Origin of the sequence: Salmonella sp. SSDFZ69 (genome assembly GCF_004010755.1) — a bacterium.
GTDB classification, from domain to species: domain Bacteria; phylum Pseudomonadota; class Gammaproteobacteria; order Enterobacterales; family Enterobacteriaceae; genus Salmonella; species Salmonella enterica.
Genome location: NZ_CP034831.1, coordinates 4,408,014 through 4,426,565 on the forward strand (window position 1 = coordinate 4,408,014; position 18,552 = coordinate 4,426,565).

Here is an 18,552-nt window from a genome sequence, read left to right on the forward strand (position 1 = left end):
CAAAATCGTTGGTAAAATGTATGCCGCCTCTGTTCACCATTAATGCCTGCAAAAGCGCTGGTTGTCGCAATCTTGGGCTGCCTGACTCGCCGGATTATGTGTGGCCGGACTATCGCCTGGGTTATCCGGCATTGCATTGTCGAGCCTGCGGCAGTTATCCGCCGCTCTTCAACGAGGTGGAATTTCGCCGCTGGGCGTCTGCTTATATCGCGCAATATGCCAAAGAGCATGGTCACTTTTGTCCCGACTGCTATCAAAAAACATGGATTCGCTATGGACGTAATCCCGGCGGAACGCAGCGACTTCAGTGCCAGTACTGTAAGAAAGTCTGGACGCCAAAAAAGCACGCGCTGAATGTCGCCGAAACGCCGGAACAGATTTGCAGTATTCCGCTGCTCGTACCGTTTCAGGGAGCGAATGCCTTCCAACAATTGTACTTTTTATTCAGTTTTGACGCTGTTCGCGGCAATGTTCTTCACCTTTCCAGCAATTTCACGTTACTTTCTGCCGGAAAGAGTTTGCATTACCACTGGAAAGGAATTGCGCCGCCCGAGGGTGAGGATGGCGATATTATTCACCGTATCGCCATTAAAGAACGGCAATTTTTACAGCGCAGCCAGTTCGATGAGATTCAGTATGGCTCGGCGGCGCTTAAACGGAACGCGCAAGGGACAATACTTCGCCCGGTCATTACGGCGCATGGTCATTTTCGGGTGCTGAAAAACCGCTTTCCTGATGTCACGACACACATCATTGCCCATGAGTGTTTTTTGCGCGGCGCGGTCATTACCGCATGGGCGGAGCGGTTTCGCCAGCGTCTCTCCTCGCTGTGGTTCGTTGAGGAAGAGATAAACGATGACGATTGCCGCGCAGAGTGGCAACTGTTAGGCAAAACATGGCAGGGATGGTGGCAAAATCAGTGGCAACTCTGGGGGCAAGGTCACAACCGCAAAATGGTCTGTTCGTTAACCGGTTCCCACTTAGAACAAGGTGTCGCCGTTAATCTGGCGGCCAGTCGCCGCTTTGTTACCTGGCTATGGCAACAACCTGAATTCCAGCAAAGCGCCCACTATTCCGCCAAACGCGTCACGCAAATTCTGTATTTGCTGACGGAAAAATATAACTCACAATGGAATCACATTTAACCCAATGATGTAATGCCACGCATAAAAAATCACAGATTATCATTCAGAAGGCGCTACAGATTTAATCACCTCACATCCTGCTTTTATACGCTGAAAAAGAATAGAACCATTTGATAAAATGGCCCTTCGTTTTAAGTTAAAATCGGCTATAAACGTTATTCACATAATCAATATTTATTATCAATTTAAATAGTTCTATACATTCTTATTTTCTATGGAAAACAAGGGATAAATATGGAAATTACTTTACCGTCAATGTCAGATAAAAAATGGACCTGTGCCGATCTCCTGAGTAGCTATCGATTCTGGGGGATCACTTTTTTCTTTTTGGTGCTCTCTTTTATCGGTTCGCTGGGATCGTCGTATGGTGTTTATTTTTGGAGTAAATCTCTGTCTATTCCAGCCGATCGTATTGGCGCCATTCTCGTTGGCGGCCAACTGGGATACCTCCTGGGTATGGTTGCCAGCTGGTTTGTCTGCCGTATAAAAAATTGTTACCCCTTCTACTTTGTTGCGCTCCTGTTAATCATTGGCGTGGTCTGTTCCTTCTGCATAAATGGCCCGTCTGACGTAGTCAGGCTTATCATAGCGCAGTTTTTAATTAATCTGGGTGTGGGGATCATAACGCTGTTAGTCCCCATGCTGCTTTTCAGCGCTATCGGCAGTGCTCAGACATTTGTTATTTTATTTAGCCTCTGCTTACTGTTCAAATTTATCATCGCTGGCTATCTGTCTATATTTATATACTCAATTCCTTATATAGGAATAATCGTAATTACTTTAGCGGTTATCGCGCTTTTGCTACTATTACCGCTCAAAAAAGAACTTTTCTATATTGCACCGCCCAAAAGGTTCTCATCAACCCAGCGACCTGAGTGCGCAGAACCCCTTGTCGTCGCATTATTGGCCTTTTTCATTCCATTTTATATTATTTATTGGTTCTTCAGAATTCACCGGGAAATGCAATTTGTGGCGCCTTCGCCCCGACTCATGACCGCATGTGGCGCGGGATGGCTGTCAGCCATTATGCCGTTTGGCACAGCCATATTGTGTCTGACGCTTAGCGACGAAATCCGCGCTCTGCTGGCGAATAAAAACGAAGATGGCGGAATACGAACCGGCTGGACACTATTCTGGGCGTTACTGCTGCCACCCGTCGGCGCGGCGATTATCCAGGCAAAAATGAACCGTTTTATTACTGCTAATACCGCGGATACTGCTGACAGAGGATAAACATGGAAGGTTTTGAGTTATTTCCAAAAATTAAAGGCGCGATCAAATGGATGGCCGAGCACAGTGACTCGGTAATTCATTTTGGCTGGAATGTTGTTGCCGCCATCATTCTACTTTTCATCGGTAAGTTAATAGCTCGCTTACTATCGAGGGGGCTGGAAAAATTACTTCTCAGGCGGCAAGTGGATGCCACTATTGTCCACTTTTTCTCCGCGCTGGTTCGCTACATCACGATAGCTTTCACGGCAGTAGCCGCTCTTGGCCGTGTCGGTATAGAAACCTCCTCAATTATTGCCGTTATCGGCGCGGCGGGTTTAGCCATTGGCCTGGCGCTGCAAGGGTCACTTTCCAACTTTGCCGCAGGCGTACTGCTTGTCTCCCTGCGTCCTTTCCGCGCCGGGGAAATTGTACAAATTGGCCTGGTTATCGGCACAGTAGAAAAGGTCCATATTTTCTCCACCACTCTGCTCACTGCGGATAGCAAAGAAGTTGTCATCCCGAATGGTAAAATTATTGCTGATAATATTATCAACTATTCACGACACCCCTATCGACGTATTGATCTGATTATTGGCGTGGATTACCAAAGCCGTATTGCTGACGTAAAAAACGTGATACATCGTATTATTGAGCAAGATCATCGCATTGATAAAACCCGCGATATTACGGTCCGCCTGGGCGAACTTGCGCCCTCTAGCCTGAATTTCTATGTTCGCGTATGGGTGCCCAACGCTCAGTACTGGAGTACTTACTACGATCTTCTGGAAAATATCAAGGAAGCGATGGATGAAAACGGCATCAATATTCCTTACCCCCGGATGGATGTCCGGGTTGAGAATGTAAAAAGCATCACGCCATAATGTTTCGTCAGCAATCGGATGGCGCTTCGTATATCAGTATCTACAGAATGACTGCATAACGTATTGAAACGTATTGATGAGGGAGCGAAGCGCAACCCGGCGCTTCGCTCACGAAATTGCCTTTATTACAGCAACTGCGCCAGGCGGTTGATATCCGACTGAATCGCCCCGGCGGTCACATCGCGACCCGCGCCCGGCCCACGGATCACCAGCGGGTTATCGCGATACCAGCGGCTTTCAATAGCAAAGACATTATCGCACGGCAGCAGCGCCGCCAGCGGATGTTCCGGACGCACCGCTTCAACGCCGACGCGCGCTTTGCCATTGGCGTCGAAACGCGCCACGTAACGCAACACCAGCCCCAGTTCGCGGGCTGCCTCCAGACGCTGCACCATCTGTTCATTCAGCGCGTCGCCGTTTTCGAAAAAGTGATCGATAGACCCTTCTTCACAATGCGCCGGCACCAACGATTCTACACGCACCTGATCCGGCTCGATGTCGTATCCCGCCTCGCGCGCCAGAATCACCAGCTTACGCATGACATCTTTTCCGGAAAGATCGACGCGCGGATCGGGTTCCGTCAGCCCCTGCTGCCAGGCCTGATCCACCAGATCGGTAAACGGCACCGTGCCGTCAAATTGCAGGAACAGCCAGGATAGCGTCCCGGAGAAGATCCCGCTGATCGAGAGAATCGTATCGCCGCTGTCAATCAGATCCCGCACCGTGTGGTTGATCGGCAACCCCGCGCCCACGGTGGCGTTATACAGCCAGTAACGCCCGGTTTTTTCAAACGCGTCATGAATCTGGCGATACTTATCGCTGGCGCTTGCGCCCGCCAGTTTATTGGCGCTAATCACATGAAAACCGTGGCTGGCGAAATCAAGGTACTGATCGGCCAGTTGCTCGCTTGCTGTCACATCCAGCACCACTAAATCATCATACGGATGCGCCCGCATCCACAGGAATAGCGATTCTTCATCCTGTTCAACGGCTTCATCATCAAAGAATGCCAGCGCGCGGCTGGCGTCCAGCCCTTCATAATTCAGCAGGCTACGGCGGCTATCCACCACGCCCGCCAGCACAAATTCAAAACCAGTACGCGCGGAAAGCGTGCTTTGTTCACGGGCAAACAGTTCCAGCCAACGGGAACCGATGTTCCCCTTACCGAACAGCATCAGGCCAATGCGTTTTTCGGCACGGAAAACCGACTGGTGCAGCCCCTGAATCAGGCTCTCAGTCGGGCCGGTACGCAGCACCGCCACCAGACTGATGCCCTCCTCCGACTGCCAGGTAAATTCCACTGGCTGACCTTTAAGCTGCTGCCAGAAGCGATGGCAGTGTAGTGGATTGCGAGTGACGCCCGCACCGACCATCGCCACCAGCGCCAGCCCCTGTCGCAGGCGCAATTCGCCCGGCAACCCGACATCGTCGAGGAGTTTCAGTACGCTATCCGCTACCTCGGCGGTATAGCAGAACTGCAATAGCTGGCGATCGCGATGCACGCCCACCGCCAGCGGACGCGCCTGCGCCCGTTTTAAAATGTGGTCGAGCTCTTTATGCGCCAGCCTGAAATCCTGGCTGGCAGGCACCTGAAACTCAATCAGACAGATATCATCGTGACTGGTCACGATACGCGCGCCCGTCCCGGAAGCCAGCACTCGTTCAATTCGGGTTGACCCTTGATCCGGCGTGTAGCTACAGCGCAACTGCAAATCGATATCGCTGCCGGACACTGGCTGTAGCGTGCGGGCGTGCAGAACAGGCGCCGCCAGACGCGCCAGCTCGCTGGCTTCGTCCAGACGCAGCAACGGCAGCAGGCAGGCATCTTTCACTTTGCGCGGGTCGGCACTATAAACGCCCGCGACATCGCTCCAGATGGTCACGCGGGAAACGCCCGCCAGCGCGCCGATTTGCGTGGCGGAATAGTCGGAACCGTTCCGGCCTAACAGGACCGTTTCGCCGTCGTGATTGCGGCTGATAAACCCGGTCACGACCAGACGTTTGCCAGGATGCTGCGCCAGTAGCTGTTGCAATAAAGGATAAGATAGCCCTTCATCAACCTGCGGCTGTGCGGCGCGTTCGGCGCGTAAAAATGCGCGCGCGTCCAGCCAGGCGGCATCCAGCCCCTGCTGATTCAGGACGGCGGACATCAATCTCGCCGACCAAATTTCGCCGTGTCCGACAATCTCGGCATAGACGGCATCCGTTACGCCGCCGTCGAGCAAGGCGGCAAGACGTTCCAGATCGCTGATAAAAGCGCTGGTTAAGTCATCTGCCGCGTCGGCGGGAAGCAGCCCGCTAATCAGATCGCACTGGTAGCGGCGTAACGTCTGTAATACCTGATGCGCAGAAAGGCGATCGGTCTGGCTTAACTTGAGCCAGCTAATCAACTGGTTGGTGGTACTGCCTGCGGCGGACACTACCATCATATCGTCAGGCTGCGAATACTCCGCCATAATGCCTGCGACACGCAGGTAACACTTCACATCCGCCAGACTACTGCCGCCAAATTTATGCAGTTGACGACCTTTCGCCCCTGCCTGCGCAATCACACTCATGTTTACCCCTTGTTTGCAGCCCGGAAGCCATTTTCCAGGTCGGCAATTAAATCTTCGCCATCTTCAATACCGGTGGAGATACGCAGTAGCGTTTCGGAGATCCCGGCGGCGGCACGCGCCTGCGGCGACATACCGGCATGCGTCATGGTGGCGGCGTGAGAGATCAAACTTTCCACTCCCCCTAAAGATTCCGCCAGCGTAAACAGCGACAGCCCGCCCAGAAAACGACGCAGCGTCTCCTCATCCCCATCCAGTTCAAAACTCAACATTGCGCCAAAGCCTTTTTGCTGGCGCGCGGCAATTTCATGCCCCTGATTTTCCGGCAGCGACGGGTGATACAGTTTTTTCACCAACGGCTGGGTTTGCAGATATTTCACAATCGCCTGCGCGTTGCGCTGCGCCAGCTCCATACGCGGCACCAGAGTTCGCAAACCGCGCAGCAGCAGATAGCTATCAAACGCCCCGCCGGTCACGCCAATATTATTCGCCCACCACGCCAGTTCAGTGACCACTTCCGGATCTTTCGCAATCACCACGCCGGCCACGACATCCGAATGACCGTTGAGATATTTCGTGCATGAATGCAACACCAGATCGGCACCCAACGCCAGCGGATTTTGCAGCGCCGGGCTTAAAAACGTGTTATCAACGACGCTCACTGCGCCCGCCTCGCGCGCCAGCCGACAGATTTTCGCAATATCCACCACGCGTAACAATGGATTACTTGGACTTTCTACCAGTACCAGCTTCGGTTTTTCTTCCAGCGCCGCCTGTAAGGCGCGTTCATCGCCCTGATCGACAAACCGCACACGATAACAGCCGCGTGTCGCCAGACTGTCAAACAGACGATAACTGCCGCCATAGCAATCATGCGGCGCGACCAGCAGATCGCCCGGCTTGAGGAAAACGGTGGTGACCAGATGAATCGCCGACATGCCGGTATTCGTCAATACCGCGCCCGCGCCGCCTTCCAGTTCCGCTAATGCGCGCTGAACCACATCACGCGTGGGATTACCGCGGCGGGAATAATCATGCGCGCGCGGCTCATTGAAACCGGTAAAGTTATAGGTACTGGAGAGATGGATTGGCGGCACAACGCAGCCGTATTGCTCGTCGTCGTTTAATCCGCTACGCACTGCGATAGTGGCCTGTTTACGCGTCATATGAAGATATTCCTGGCTGAGTCGGTGAAAGTCAGGCCACAGATTAACCACTACCACGATAGACGTCAATACATCTGGACATCTAAACTTCTTTGCGTATAGATTGAGCAAACCGCAAATAGCCGTTAAAATTATATGCATTAGCGCACATCTGCGACCGCTAACTTCGTGTCAGGGCCGCGCCACTACGGTAAACTACGCGCGATTATGGTCCGGGCTCAGGTTCAGACCTCAATATTAATGACGAAGAGGATTAAGTATCTCATGGCTGAATGGAGCGGCGAATATATCAGCCCATACGCTGAGCACGGTAAGAAGAGTGAGCAAGTCAAAAAAATTACGGTTTCCATTCCTCTGAAGGTGTTAAAAATCCTCACCGATGAACGTACGCGTCGTCAGGTGAACAACCTGCGCCACGCCACCAACAGCGAGCTGTTGTGTGAAGCATTTCTGCACGCCTTTACCGGGCAACCCTTGCCGGATGATGCCGATCTGCGAAAAGAGCGCAGCGATGAAATCCCGGAAGCGGCAAAAGAGATCATGCGTGAGATGGGGATTGACCCGGAAACGTGGGAATACTGATAGCAAAGCATGCGGTCAGAACGCCTCTGGCCGCGCTTTTTTAACGATTCCCCCTGTACACGGCTATCTCCGACATTTTTCTAACCGTTCATCTTCCCGAATAGCCCTCGGTGGATGAATTTGTCAGACATGATAAGTTTCTCTTCGTTATTTTCCTGCAAAAAATTCCCGGCATGCCATAACCGATATAATTTTATTATATTTAAAATTCCAATCTTTATTTAAAGTTTCACGTAGCAAAGCGTACATGAATAATAATACACCGCCATATATTTACTGAACAAATAGTATAACGATGAGTATTGTTAAAAAGACCATGGACACCTCATATTTGTGACCAACATCATTATTCCCCTCCGCGGATTGTTTTACTTTTTTAAATGTTTTTTCATCTCCGATAAATAAGAAGGTTAATATACATTCATTTTATCGATAATATCGAATGGGGAAATAAATATGTTATTTACAAGGAAAGTCTTACCTGTATTATGCTGCCTGTGTTTGAGCGGCAGCGTTTTGGCCTCAGGCGTTTTAGACCCAAACAGGCCAATGGTCGCATCAGCAGATGTCATTCCAGTACATGAAGGGCCATTAGGTATGGTCGATGTCGCTCCCTACGGCGGCGTTTTCCCATTAACAGCAATCATTAATAAAGCCAATCATAATGTACAGGACGTGAAGGTTACCGTTTTAGGGAAAGGGGAAAAAGGTATCCCGATCAGTTATGATGTCGGCCCGCAGGCTATAAATACCCATGACGGCATACCTGTATTTGGCTTGTATCCAGATTATGTCAATAAGGTTAAAGTTGACTGGACTGAAGAAGGTAAAAAACAAACTTATACGTGGTCCATTTACGCCGCACCGGTATCATTACCCTCTACTACCGGGCAAACTGCCGTTCTTCCTACAGTAGAACCGGTTAAAGTCGATAGCTCGCTTAAAAATCGCTTATATCTTTTTAACCATATAACAGGGATGCCAAGAGCCGGCCACATTATGCATGTCGCAGGCGGCGCGGCGAACTGGGATTATACCGGTATCAACTGGATTAGCGATACGAATGGCGATGTTCGCGGCTATATGAATATTGATAAATTCCGTAACCAGGATGATATAACGCGCTTTGGTTCCATGATGAGCTTCCATCAGGTTAACGATGGCAATCTTATTTTTGGCCAGGGTCAACGTTACTTTAAATATGATTTCTTAGGCCGCGTTATTTCCGATAAACGACTGCCAAAAGGATTTATTGATTTTTCGCACGCCATTACCGAAACGCCGAAAGGCACCTACCTGCTGCGTGTCGCAAAAGAAAATTATCCATTAAATGGTAAATACACCATCAATACGGTGCGTGATCATATTCTTGAAGTTGACCAGAACGGCGATACCGTCGATTACTGGGATCTGCCAAAAATCCTCGATCCCTATCGTGACGACGTTATTCTGGCGATGGATCAGGGAGCGGTATGTTTGAGCGTCGATGCCGAACATTCCGGTCAGGTCATGACCAAAGAGCAGCTTGCAAAACAACCCTTCGGCGATATCGCGGGTTCCGGCCCGGGCCGCAACTGGGCGCATGTTAACTCCGTCAGCTACGATCCTCGCGACGACAGCATTATCATTAGCTCGCGCCACCAGTCTGCCATCATCAAAATTGGTCGCGATAAAAAAGTGAAATGGATACTTTCCGATCCATCCGGCTGGAAAGGCGAACTGGCGAAAAAAGTGCTGAAACCCGTAGACAGCAACGGTAAACCGCTAACCTGCGAAGCGCACCACTGCGACGGTGGATTTGACTGGACATGGACACAACATACCGGTTGGTTAGTGCCATCCAAAAGCACCGGAGGTAAAACCGTCGTGACCGCCTTTGATAACGGCGATGCGCGCGGTATGGAACAACCGGCCATGCCGTCAATGAAATATTCCCGCGGCGTGGAATATCAGATTGACGAAAAAAATATGACGGTTTCCCAAATGTGGGAATATGGTAAAGAGCGCGGTTTTGACTGGTACAGCGCTATTACTTCCGTCACGGAATATCGCCCGGAAACCAAAACGATGTTCATGTACTCGGCTACAGCGGGAATGAGCGGTACAAAACCGATCGTTTCCGTTCTGGATGAAGTCAAAGACGGTACTCAGGATGTGATGCTGGAGCTAAAAGTACACAGTAACCGTGCCGGTATGCTGGGTTATCGGGCGCTGATTATCGATCCAGAGCAGATGTTTAAAAAATAAAGCGAGATAGTAAAAGTAAAACAGGCGGAAGCTAACTTCCGCCTGAATGGTTAAAACGTATTGTAGTTATGACATTCGCCTTATTGCCCTCGAAGAGGAATGCAAAAATATCAATGAATTACCAATCCGGCACCGACCCGATAAACGCAGCGTCATTAGACAAACGCCACAACATACCGCGCCTTTGCTGGTGATATGTCATGAAAAATCTCTTTATCGCCTGGTTAAGTTTATTGCTATATGGCTGCACAACCTTTCCACAAGCCGTAAAACCTACGACAGGCGGACAGCCCTCCCCGACGGAAATCTATATCGTCAGTCATGGCTGGCACACGGGAATTATTGCGCCGGCCCATGATGTTAATACCGTTCTGCCACAGCTTAAAAAACGGTTCGCTCAGGAGACGCAGTGGTATGAAATCGGCTGGGGCGATAAGGGCTTTTATCAGTCACAAGAAATAACCACCGCGCTTACGCTCCAGGCCATGTTCTGGTCATCCGGCGCGGTTATGCACATCGTCGCCTTTTCCGGTCAACCAGAACGCTATTTCGCCGGTAGCGAGATAAAATCACTGCTCCTGCACACAAACCAGCGTAACAGTCTGATGCGTTATCTGGGCCGCAGCTTTGCGCGTGACGCAGAGGGTAATCTGATTCCGTTAAAACAAGGAATTTACGGCGATAGCCAGTTTTACGCCGCGAATGGCCGCTACGGCATACTCAATACCTGCAATAAATGGACAGCGAAGGGGCTGGAAAGCGCGGGACTGACTATAAATCCTTCGTTAAAACTCACGGCAGGAAGCGTAATGAAAGCGATTACGGATCACAGAATGTGTCTGAACAAATACTGTTATCCCTAGAAAACAAAAAAAGCGCCCTGCGGCGCTTTTTTTCTGGCGGTAACTTATTTGCTGCCAGGGATGCTGAAGCGCTTGTTGAAGCGCTCAACACGACCACCGGTATCAACAACACGCTGCTTACCAGTGAAGAACGGGTGGCATTTGCCGCACACGTCCAGGTTCAGGTCGTGACCCACGGTAGAGTGGGTTTTGATAACATTACCGCAAGAACAGGTTGCAGTAATTTCTACGTAATTCGGGTGAATACCTTTTTTCATGGGGAACCTCAGTGTAAGGCCGCGTCGCTCTTCCAGCCCTAACGCCAGACACCACGCGAAGTTAATAGTAAAGGGTTTGATGCTCACAACACGCACCAAAGGCGGCGAATCATACAGAATTTGACCACCGTATGCAAACTGATCCGCGCTCCCTTATCGTAATGTGTATACTACCCGACGAAATTTCAAGTCAGGAAGATGCTATGTCCGTCGCGCACGTTGCCTTGCCCGTTCCGCTTCCCCGAACCTTTGATTACCTGCTGCCGGAAGGCGGGGTCGCCAAAGCCGGGTGCCGCGTGCGCGTGCCGTTCGGCAAGCAGCAAGAGCGCGTGGGCATTGTCGTCTCGGTTAGCGACCACAGCGAATTGCCGCTCGATGAATTAAAATCGGTCATTGAAATCGTGGATAACGAGCCAATCTTTTCTCCCTCCATCTGGCGCTTACTCCTCTGGGCGGCGGATTACTACCACCATCCCCTCGGCGACGTTCTGTTTCACGCTCTGCCGGTTTTACTGCGTCAGGGAAAACCAGCCAGCAACGCGCCCCTATGGTATTGGTTCGCCACCGAAGAGGGGCAAGCCGTCGACATCAACAGCCTGAAACGCTCCGCCAAACAACAACAGGCGCTGGCGGCGCTGCGGCAAGGAAAGATCTGGCGCTATCAGGTAGCCGAGCTTGATTTTACTGACGCCACGCTGCAAACGCTGCGGCGTAAGGGGCTTTGTGAGCTTGCCAGTGAAACGCCCGCGTTTACCGACTGGCGGGAGCGTTATGCCGTCGCAGGAGAGCGCCTGCGGCTGAATACCGAACAGGCGACAGCAGTCGGCGCGATTCACAGCGCGTCGGACGGTTTCTCCGCCTGGTTGCTGGCAGGCGTAACCGGTTCCGGCAAGACCGAAGTGTATCTGAGCGTGCTGGAAAACGTCCTCGCCCAGGGCAAACAGGCGCTGGTGATGGTACCGGAAATCGGCCTGACGCCGCAAACGATCGCCCGTTTTCGCGAACGTTTTAACGCGCCGGTGGAAGTGCTGCATTCCGGGCTAAACGATAGCGAGCGTCTTTCGGCATGGCTGAAAGCGAAAAACGGCGAAGCGGCGATTGTCATCGGCACGCGCTCCTCGCTGTTTACGCCGTTTAAAAATCTTGGCGTAATTGTCATCGACGAAGAGCACGACAGCTCTTATAAACAGCAGGAAGGGTGGCGCTACCATGCCCGCGATTTGGCTGTGTATCGCGCCCATAGCGAGCAGATCCCGATTATTCTCGGCTCCGCCACCCCAGCCCTGGAAACGCTATGCAACGTGCGGCAGAAAAAATACCGGATGCTGCGTCTGACGCGGCGCGCAGGCAACGCCCACCCAGCCCTGCAGCATGTGCTGGATTTAAAAGGCCAGCGTCTTCAGGCGGGACTGGCGCCCGCCCTTATCGCCCGTATGCGCCAACATCTCCAGGCCGACAATCAGGTAATTTTATTTCTTAACCGCCGGGGATTCGCGCCCGCGCTGCTTTGCCACGACTGCGGCTGGATTGCGGAGTGCCCGCGTTGCGATCACTACTACACGCTGCACCAGGCGCAGCATCATTTACGCTGTCATCACTGCGACAGCCAACGTCCGGTACCGCGTCAGTGCCCCTCCTGCGGCTCCACACATATGCTACCGGTTGGGTTAGGGACGGAACAGTTGGAGCAGGTGCTGGCGCCCTTCTTCCCCGGCGTGCCGATCTCACGAATCGACCGTGATACCACCAGTCGTAAAGGCGCGCTGGAGCAGCATCTGGCGGAAGTTCACCGCGGCGGAGCGCGCATTCTGATAGGCACACAAATGCTGGCGAAAGGCCATCACTTTCCTGACGTCACGCTGGTGGCGTTGCTGGATGTCGATGGCGCGCTTTTTTCCGCAGATTTTCGTTCGGCGGAACGCTTCGCCCAGCTCTACACTCAGGTTTCCGGCCGCGCCGGGCGCGCGGGCAAACAGGGCGAAGTGGTGCTCCAAACGCACCATCCTGAGCATCCCCTGCTGCAAACGTTACTGTATAAAGGCTATGATGCGTTTGCGGAACAGGCGCTGGCGGAACGGCAAACGCTCCAGCTTCCGCCGTGGACCAGCCACGTCATTATTCGCGCAGAGGATCACAACAATCAGCAGGCGCCCGTCTTTCTCCAGCAGTTGCGTAATCTGATTCAGGCCAGCCCGCTATCAGACGATAAGCTGTGGATCTTAGGTCCGGTTCCGGCCCTCGCGCCAAAACGCGGCGGCCGCTATCGCTGGCAAATTTTACTTCAGCATCCTTCACGGATTCGCCTGCAACACATCATCAGCGGCACGCTGGCGTTGATCAATACGCTCCCTGAAGCGCGGAAAGTTAAATGGGTTCTTGACGTCGATCCGATTGAAGGATAGTCCTCACGATGCGAGGCGGATCGTAAAATTAAAGATCCATCACACTTTTTATGAAAATTCTGTAACCGCTTCCACGCACTATCTGATAAAAATGTTTTCGATGAGTGTTACCAGGGATAGATCTGCGCCAGCAGTTCCCAGGCGAGGAGAAAGAGTGAAATCGAACAAGCAGGTTACTGCCGCTACGATGAAGGATGTTGCGTTGAAGGCGAAAGTCTCTACGGCAACCGTATCCCGCGCGTTAATGAACCCCGATAAAGTCTCCCAGTCGACCCGTAGCCGGGTTGAACAGGCCGCGCTTGAAGTGGGTTATTTCCCGCAGTCGATGGGGCGAAATGTAAAACGCAATGAATCCCGTACGATTCTGGTGATTGTCCCGGATATTTGCGATCCCTTCTTCAGTGAAATTATCCGCGGTATCGAAGTGACCGCGGCAGAACAGGGGTATCTGGTGCTGATTGGCGATTGCGCCCATCAAAACCAGAAAGAAAAAACCTTTCTTAATCTCATCATCACCAAACAGATCGACGGCATGGTACTTCTCAGTTCCCGACTGCCCTTTGACGCCAGCGTTGAGGAGCAGCGCAATTTGCCTCCGATGGTGATGTCGAATGAGTTCGCGCCGGAGCTTGAACTACCGACGGTACATATTGATAACCTGACCGCCGCGTTCAACGCCATGAATTACCTGTTGGATTTGGGCCACAAGCGGATTGGTTGTATTGCGGGGCCGGAAGATATGCCGCTCTGTCACTATCGCTTACAAGGTTACGTACAGGCATTAAGACGCAGTGGCATTGTGGTCGATCCGCATTACATCGCCCGTGGCGACTTTACCTTTGAAGCCGGGGCAAACGCATTAAAGCAGTTGCTTGAGCAACCGTTGCCGCCTACCGCCGTCTTTTGTCATAGCGACGTAATGGCGCTGGGCGCCCTCTCCTGGGCCAAGCGCCAGGGTCTGAAAGTGCCTGACGATCTGTCGATTATCGGCTTTGACAATATCGCGCTGGCCGAGTTTTGCGACCCTCCGTTGACAACCGTGGCGCAGCCGCGTTTTGACATTGGTCGCGAGGCGATGCTGTTGTTGCTCGATCAGATGCAGGGGCAAAATGTGAGCAGCGGCTCGCGTTTAATGGATTGCGAGCTGATTATTCGCGGTTCTACGCGCGCTTTACCCTAAAGTAAATAGCTTTAAGACTCACCTGTCTGGTCAAAGGCCCGCCGCTTCAGTAACATGACGGGCTGACGAACGAATAAATACAGCGAAACGATAGTGGCACAACGAGATTATGTACGTCGCGGCCAACCGGCTCCTTCGCGGCGCAAAAAGAGCACCTCACGGAACTCACGGAAGAAGCAAAGCAACATGCCTGCCGTCTCGCCGGCAATGGTCGCGATTGCGGCAGCCGTCCTTGTGACCTTTATCGGCGGTCTGTACTTCATTACTCACCATAAGAAAGAAGAGTCCGAAACGCTACAAAACCAGAAAGTCACCGGCAATGGGCTTCCGCCAAAACCGGAAGAGCGCTGGCGTTACATCAAAGAGCTGGAAAGTCGCCAGCCGGGCGTGCGTACGCCAACGGAACCGTCCGCCGGCGGCGAAGTCATGAACCCGAATCAGCTCACCAGCGAGCAGCGTCAACTCCTGGAGCAGATGCAGGCGGATATGCGTCAGCAGCCAACGCAACTTAACGAAGTGCCGTGGAACGAGCAGACGCCAGAACAACGCCAGCAAACGCTACAGCGCCAGCGTCAGGCGCAGCAGCAGCAGTGGGCTCAAACGCAGCCTGTTCAGCAACCACGCACGCAGCCACGGGTAAACGAACAGTCGCAAACGCGCACGGTACAGTCCGCCCCGGCGCAACCCGCGCGCCAAAGTCAGCCGCCGAAGCAGACGGCCTCGCAGCAACCTTATCAGGATTTGCTGCAAACGCCGGCGCATACCAGCGCGGCAGCGCCAAAAGCCGCGCCCATTACGCGCGCGCCTGAAGCGCCGAAGGCGACAGCAGAGAAAAAAGATGAACGTCGCTGGATGGTGCAATGTGGTTCATTCAAAGGCGCCGAGCAGGCAGAAAGCGTCCGCGCTCAGCTGGCGTTTGAAGGCTTTGACTCCAAAATTACCACCAATAACGGCTGGAATCGCGTGGTTATCGGGCCGGTGAAAGGTAAAGAAAATGCCGACAGCACCATTAACCGTCTGAAGATGGCGGGCCATACAAACTGCATTCGACTCGCCACCGGGGGTTGAAACCCTCAAAATCTCCCCCATCTATACTTGCATTATGCCCCGTACGCCGTACGGGGCCGCAATTCAGCATTAGTAACCAAGGGGTCTGCTCGTGACAACAATAGTAAGCGTACGCCGTAACGGCCACGTGGTAATCGCCGGTGATGGTCAGGCCACACTGGGTAACACAGTAATGAAAGGCAACGTGAAGAAAGTCCGCCGCCTCTACAACGACAAGGTCATTGCGGGCTTTGCGGGCGGTACTGCGGATGCATTCACGCTGTTCGAGCTGTTTGAACGTAAACTGGAAATGCATCAGGGGCACCTGGTCAAAGCCGCCGTTGAACTGGCGAAAGACTGGCGTACCGACCGTATGCTACGCAAACTGGAAGCGTTGCTGGCCGTCGCGGATGAAACCGCCTCGCTCATCATCACGGGTAACGGCGATGTCGTGCAACCTGAAAACGATTTAATTGCTATCGGCTCCGGCGGTCCTTATGCCCAGGCTGCCGCTCGCGCTCTGTTGGAAAATACCGAGCTCGGCGCGCGCGAAATTGCTGAAAAGGCGTTGGATATTGCAGGCGATATCTGCATTTACACCAACCATTTCCACACCATTGAAGAATTGACCGCCAAAGCGTAAGGACCTCTCATGTCTGAAATGACCCCACGCGAAATTGTCAGCGAACTGAACAAACACATTATCGGCCAGGATAACGCAAAGCGTTCCGTGGCGATTGCATTGCGTAACCGCTGGCGTCGTATGCAGCTTGATGAAGAGCTGCGCCACGAAGTGACGCCGAAAAATATTCTGATGATTGGCCCGACCGGCGTCGGTAAAACCGAAATCGCCCGTCGTCTGGCAAAACTCGCCAACGCGCCGTTCATTAAAGTCGAAGCCACCAAATTCACCGAAGTGGGCTATGTCGGGAAAGAAGTGGACTCTATCATCCGCGATCTGACCGATGCCGCGGTGAAAATGGTTCGCGTACAGGCTATCGAGAAAAACCGCTATCGTGCGGAAGAGTTGGCGGAAGAACGTATTCTCGACGTACTGATCCCACCCGCAAAAAATAACTGGGGCCAGGCCGAACAGCAGCAGGAGCCTTCTGCCGCCCGTCAAACGTTCCGCAAAAAACTGCGCGAAGGCCAGCTCGACGATAAAGAGATCGAGATTAACCTCGCCGCCGCGCCGATGGGCGTAGAGATTATGGCGCCTCCGGGCATGGAAGAGATGACCAGCCAGTTGCAGTCTATGTTCCAGAACCTGGGCGGTCAGAAACAGAAACCGCGTAAGCTGAAAATTAAAGACGCGATGAAACTGTTGGTTGAAGAAGAAGCTGCTAAGCTGGTCAACCCGGAAGAGCTGAAACAGGACGCTATCGACGCGGTTGAACAGCACGGCATCGTGTTTATCGATGAAATTGACAAAATTTGTAAGCGTGGCGAAACCTCCGGCCCGGATGTTTCACGCGAAGGCGTACAGCGCGACTTACTGCCGCTGGTAGAAGGCTGCACGGTTTCGACCAAACACGGGATGGTCAAAACGGATCATATTCTGTTTATCGCCTCTGGCGCGTTCCAGGTGGCGAAGCCGTCTGATCTGATCCCGGAACTGCAGGGCCGTCTGCCGATTCGCGTTGAACTTCAGGCGCTGACCACCAGCGATTTCGAACGCATTTTGACCGAGCCAAACGCCTCCGTCACCGTGCAGTATAAAGCGCTGATGGCAACTGAAGGCGTCAATATCGAGTTCACCGATTCCGGTATTAAACGTATTGCCGAAGCCGCCTGGCAGGTTAACGAAACCACCGAAAACATCGGCGCGCGCCGTCTGCATACCGTACTGGAGCGTCTGATGGAAGAAATTTCCTATAACGCCAGCGATCTGCACGGCCAAAACATCACAATTGATGCGGAATATGTGAGCAAACATCTGGATGCGCTGGTCGCAGATGAAGATCTAAGCCGTTTTATCTTATAATCGCGTCCAATGCATTTTCATCACTGTTGATGGGGCTGAAAAGCCCCATTTTTATTGGCGCTAAATATGACTGAACAACAACAAATTAGCCGCACCCAGGCCTGGCTGGAAAGCTTACGACCCAAAACCTTACCCCTCGCCTTCGCAGCGATTATCGTCGGTACGGCCCTGGCATGGTGGCAAGGCTATTTCGATCCTCTGGTCGCACTGCTGGCCCTTATCACCGCCGGGCTGTTGCAAATTTTATCCAACCTCGCCAACGATTACGGCGACGCTGTCAAAGGCAGTGATAAACCAGATCGCATCGGGCCGCTGCGGGGGATGCAAAAAGGCGTCATCACCCGGCAGGAGATGAAGCGGGCGTTAATCATTACCGTCGTGCTGATCTGTATCTCCGGACTGGCGCTGGTGGCGGTCGCGTGCCATACGTTAACCGATTTTGTCGGCTTCCTGATTTTGGGCGGGCTGTCGATTATCGCCGCCATCACCTACACCGTGGGTAATCGGCCCTACGGCTATATCGGGCTGGGTGATATCTCTGTCCTGGTATTCTTTGGCTGGCTAAGTGTCATGGGGAGCTGGTATCTCCAGGCGCATACGCTGATTCCGGCGCTGATTCTCCCGGCCACCGCCTGCGGTTTACTGGCGACGGCGGTGCTGAATATTAATAACCTGCGCGATATTAATAGCGACAGAGAGAACGGCAAAAACACCCTTGTAGTACGACTGGGCGATGTCAACGCGCGTCGTTATCACGCCTGCCTGTTGCTAGGCGCGCTGCTCTGTCTGGCGCTGTTTAATCTGCTCTCGCTACACAGTCCGTGGGGATGGTTGTTTATTCTGGCCGCGCCATTGCTCATTAAACAAGCGCGCTACGTAATGCGCGAAAGGGAGCCTGCGGCAATGCGCCCGATGCTTGAACGTACCGTTAAAGGCGCGTTGTTAACCAACCTGTTATTTGTGATTGGGATACTCTTAAGTCAGTGGGCCGTTTAACTGACAAATATCAATTAACAATTGATGATTTTGCC

General features: G+C 52.6%; 15 protein-coding genes. 12 read left to right on the forward strand and 3 right to left on the reverse strand.

Annotated features, from left to right (window positions below; translation table 11 throughout):
- Nucleotides 1–20: 20 nt before the first annotated feature.
- The 3 genes from EOS98_RS21790 (at nucleotide 21) to mscS (ending at nucleotide 3,238) form a co-directional block, all read left to right on the forward strand.
- On the forward strand, nucleotides 21–1,145 hold the full coding sequence (locus EOS98_RS21790) for a cytoplasmic protein (protein WP_080213047.1): 1,125 nt from the start codon (nucleotides 21–23) through the stop codon (nucleotides 1,143–1,145).
- Nucleotides 1,146–1,379: 234 nt separating this feature from the next.
- Entirely contained in the window at nucleotides 1,380–2,378 is a 999-nt protein-coding gene (locus EOS98_RS21795) for a hypothetical protein (protein ID WP_000406812.1), read from the forward strand.
- Nucleotides 2,379–2,380: 2 nt separating this feature from the next.
- Nucleotides 2,381–3,238, forward strand: coding sequence for a small-conductance mechanosensitive channel MscS (gene mscS, locus EOS98_RS21800; protein ID WP_000398249.1), 858 nt, complete (start codon nucleotides 2,381–2,383; stop codon nucleotides 3,236–3,238).
- Nucleotides 3,239–3,363: 125 nt separating this feature from the next.
- On the opposite strand, the gene EOS98_RS21805 is transcribed toward mscS, so the two are convergent.
- Nucleotides 3,364–5,796: a bifunctional aspartate kinase/homoserine dehydrogenase II gene (locus EOS98_RS21805; RefSeq protein WP_000110805.1), complete on the reverse strand. Its 2,433-nt coding sequence runs from the start codon at nucleotides 5,794–5,796 to the stop codon at nucleotides 3,364–3,366.
- Nucleotides 5,797–5,798: 2 nt separating this feature from the next.
- Nucleotides 5,799–6,959 carry a cystathionine gamma-synthase gene (gene metB, locus EOS98_RS21810; RefSeq protein ID WP_000197216.1) on the reverse strand — a complete coding sequence of 387 codons (1,161 nt, stop codon included), beginning with the start codon at nucleotides 6,957–6,959 and terminating at the stop codon, nucleotides 5,799–5,801.
- 264 nt (nucleotides 6,960–7,223) lie between these two features.
- Here metB and metJ point away from each other — a divergent pair, with 264 nt between their 5' ends.
- The 3 genes from metJ to EOS98_RS21825 all read left to right on the forward strand — a co-directional run bounded on the left by metJ (nucleotide 7,224) and on the right by EOS98_RS21825 (nucleotide 10,651).
- Nucleotides 7,224–7,541, forward strand: coding sequence for a met regulon transcriptional regulator MetJ (gene metJ, locus EOS98_RS21815; RefSeq protein ID WP_000852811.1), 318 nt, complete (start codon nucleotides 7,224–7,226; stop codon nucleotides 7,539–7,541).
- Between the two features lie 456 nt (nucleotides 7,542–7,997).
- Complete coding sequence (locus EOS98_RS21820; protein WP_000899639.1) at nucleotides 7,998–9,788, forward strand: aryl-sulfate sulfotransferase; 1,791 nt, start codon at nucleotides 7,998–8,000, stop codon at nucleotides 9,786–9,788.
- Nucleotides 9,789–9,988: 200 nt separating this feature from the next.
- Nucleotides 9,989–10,651, forward strand: a complete 663-nt coding sequence (locus EOS98_RS21825) for a TIGR02117 family protein (RefSeq protein WP_000792797.1) — start codon at nucleotides 9,989–9,991, stop codon at nucleotides 10,649–10,651.
- Nucleotides 10,652–10,695: 44 nt separating this feature from the next.
- Here EOS98_RS21825 and rpmE read toward each other — a convergent pair whose 3' ends face one another.
- The gene (gene rpmE, locus EOS98_RS21830) at nucleotides 10,696–10,908 is read right to left on the reverse strand and encodes a 50S ribosomal protein L31 (RefSeq protein WP_000715284.1); all 213 of its coding nucleotides are present in this window, start codon (nucleotides 10,906–10,908) and stop codon (nucleotides 10,696–10,698) included.
- Between the two features lie 203 nt (nucleotides 10,909–11,111).
- Here rpmE and priA point away from each other — a divergent pair, with 203 nt between their 5' ends.
- From priA to menA, 6 genes are all read left to right on the forward strand, one after another.
- Nucleotides 11,112–13,310 carry a primosomal protein N' gene (gene priA, locus EOS98_RS21835; protein ID WP_061383754.1) on the forward strand — a complete coding sequence of 733 codons (2,199 nt, stop codon included), beginning with the start codon at nucleotides 11,112–11,114 and terminating at the stop codon, nucleotides 13,308–13,310.
- A 154-nt stretch (nucleotides 13,311–13,464) separates the two neighbouring features.
- Entirely contained in the window at nucleotides 13,465–14,490 is a 1,026-nt protein-coding gene (gene cytR / locus EOS98_RS21840) for a DNA-binding transcriptional regulator CytR (protein ID WP_000841337.1), read from the forward strand.
- Nucleotides 14,491–14,583: 93 nt separating this feature from the next.
- On the forward strand, nucleotides 14,584–15,558 hold the full coding sequence (ftsN, locus tag EOS98_RS21845) for a cell division protein FtsN (RefSeq protein ID WP_000068812.1): 975 nt from the start codon (nucleotides 14,584–14,586) through the stop codon (nucleotides 15,556–15,558).
- Between the two features lie 91 nt (nucleotides 15,559–15,649).
- Nucleotides 15,650–16,180, forward strand: coding sequence for an ATP-dependent protease subunit HslV (gene hslV, locus EOS98_RS21850; RefSeq protein WP_000208240.1), 531 nt, complete (start codon nucleotides 15,650–15,652; stop codon nucleotides 16,178–16,180).
- A gap of 9 nt (nucleotides 16,181–16,189) precedes the next feature.
- Entirely contained in the window at nucleotides 16,190–17,521 is a 1,332-nt protein-coding gene (hslU, locus tag EOS98_RS21855; RefSeq protein ID WP_001293360.1) for an HslU--HslV peptidase ATPase subunit, read from the forward strand.
- Between the two features lie 66 nt (nucleotides 17,522–17,587).
- On the forward strand, nucleotides 17,588–18,517 hold the full coding sequence (gene menA / locus EOS98_RS21860) for a 1,4-dihydroxy-2-naphthoate polyprenyltransferase (RefSeq protein ID WP_000139639.1): 930 nt from the start codon (nucleotides 17,588–17,590) through the stop codon (nucleotides 18,515–18,517).
- Nucleotides 18,518–18,552 lie beyond the last annotated feature (35 nt).

Excerpts from the sequence above, each read along its gene's own strand:
- hslU (WP_001293360.1), top strand. The coding sequence starts at position 16,190 with ATGTCTGAAATGACCCCACGCGAAATTGTCAGCGAACTGAACAAACAC.
- EOS98_RS21820 (WP_000899639.1), top strand. The coding sequence starts at position 7,998 with ATGTTATTTACAAGGAAAGTCTTACCTGTATTATGCTGCCTGTGTTTG.
- priA (WP_061383754.1), top strand. The coding sequence starts at position 11,112 with ATGTCCGTCGCGCACGTTGCCTTGCCCGTTCCGCTTCCCCGAACCTTT.
- EOS98_RS21825 (WP_000792797.1), top strand. The coding sequence starts at position 9,989 with ATGAAAAATCTCTTTATCGCCTGGTTAAGTTTATTGCTATATGGCTGC.
- menA (WP_000139639.1), top strand. The coding sequence starts at position 17,588 with ATGACTGAACAACAACAAATTAGCCGCACCCAGGCCTGGCTGGAAAGC.
- EOS98_RS21795 (WP_000406812.1), top strand. The coding sequence starts at position 1,380 with ATGGAAATTACTTTACCGTCAATGTCAGATAAAAAATGGACCTGTGCC.
- EOS98_RS21790 (WP_080213047.1), top strand. The coding sequence starts at position 21 with ATGCCGCCTCTGTTCACCATTAATGCCTGCAAAAGCGCTGGTTGTCGC.
- rpmE (WP_000715284.1), bottom strand. The coding sequence starts at position 10,908 with ATGAAAAAAGGTATTCACCCGAATTACGTAGAAATTACTGCAACCTGT.
- mscS (WP_000398249.1), top strand. The coding sequence starts at position 2,381 with ATGGAAGGTTTTGAGTTATTTCCAAAAATTAAAGGCGCGATCAAATGG.
- metB (WP_000197216.1), bottom strand. The coding sequence starts at position 6,959 with ATGACGCGTAAACAGGCCACTATCGCAGTGCGTAGCGGATTAAACGAC.
- metJ (WP_000852811.1), top strand. The coding sequence starts at position 7,224 with ATGGCTGAATGGAGCGGCGAATATATCAGCCCATACGCTGAGCACGGT.
- EOS98_RS21805 (WP_000110805.1), bottom strand. The coding sequence starts at position 5,796 with ATGAGTGTGATTGCGCAGGCAGGGGCGAAAGGTCGTCAACTGCATAAA.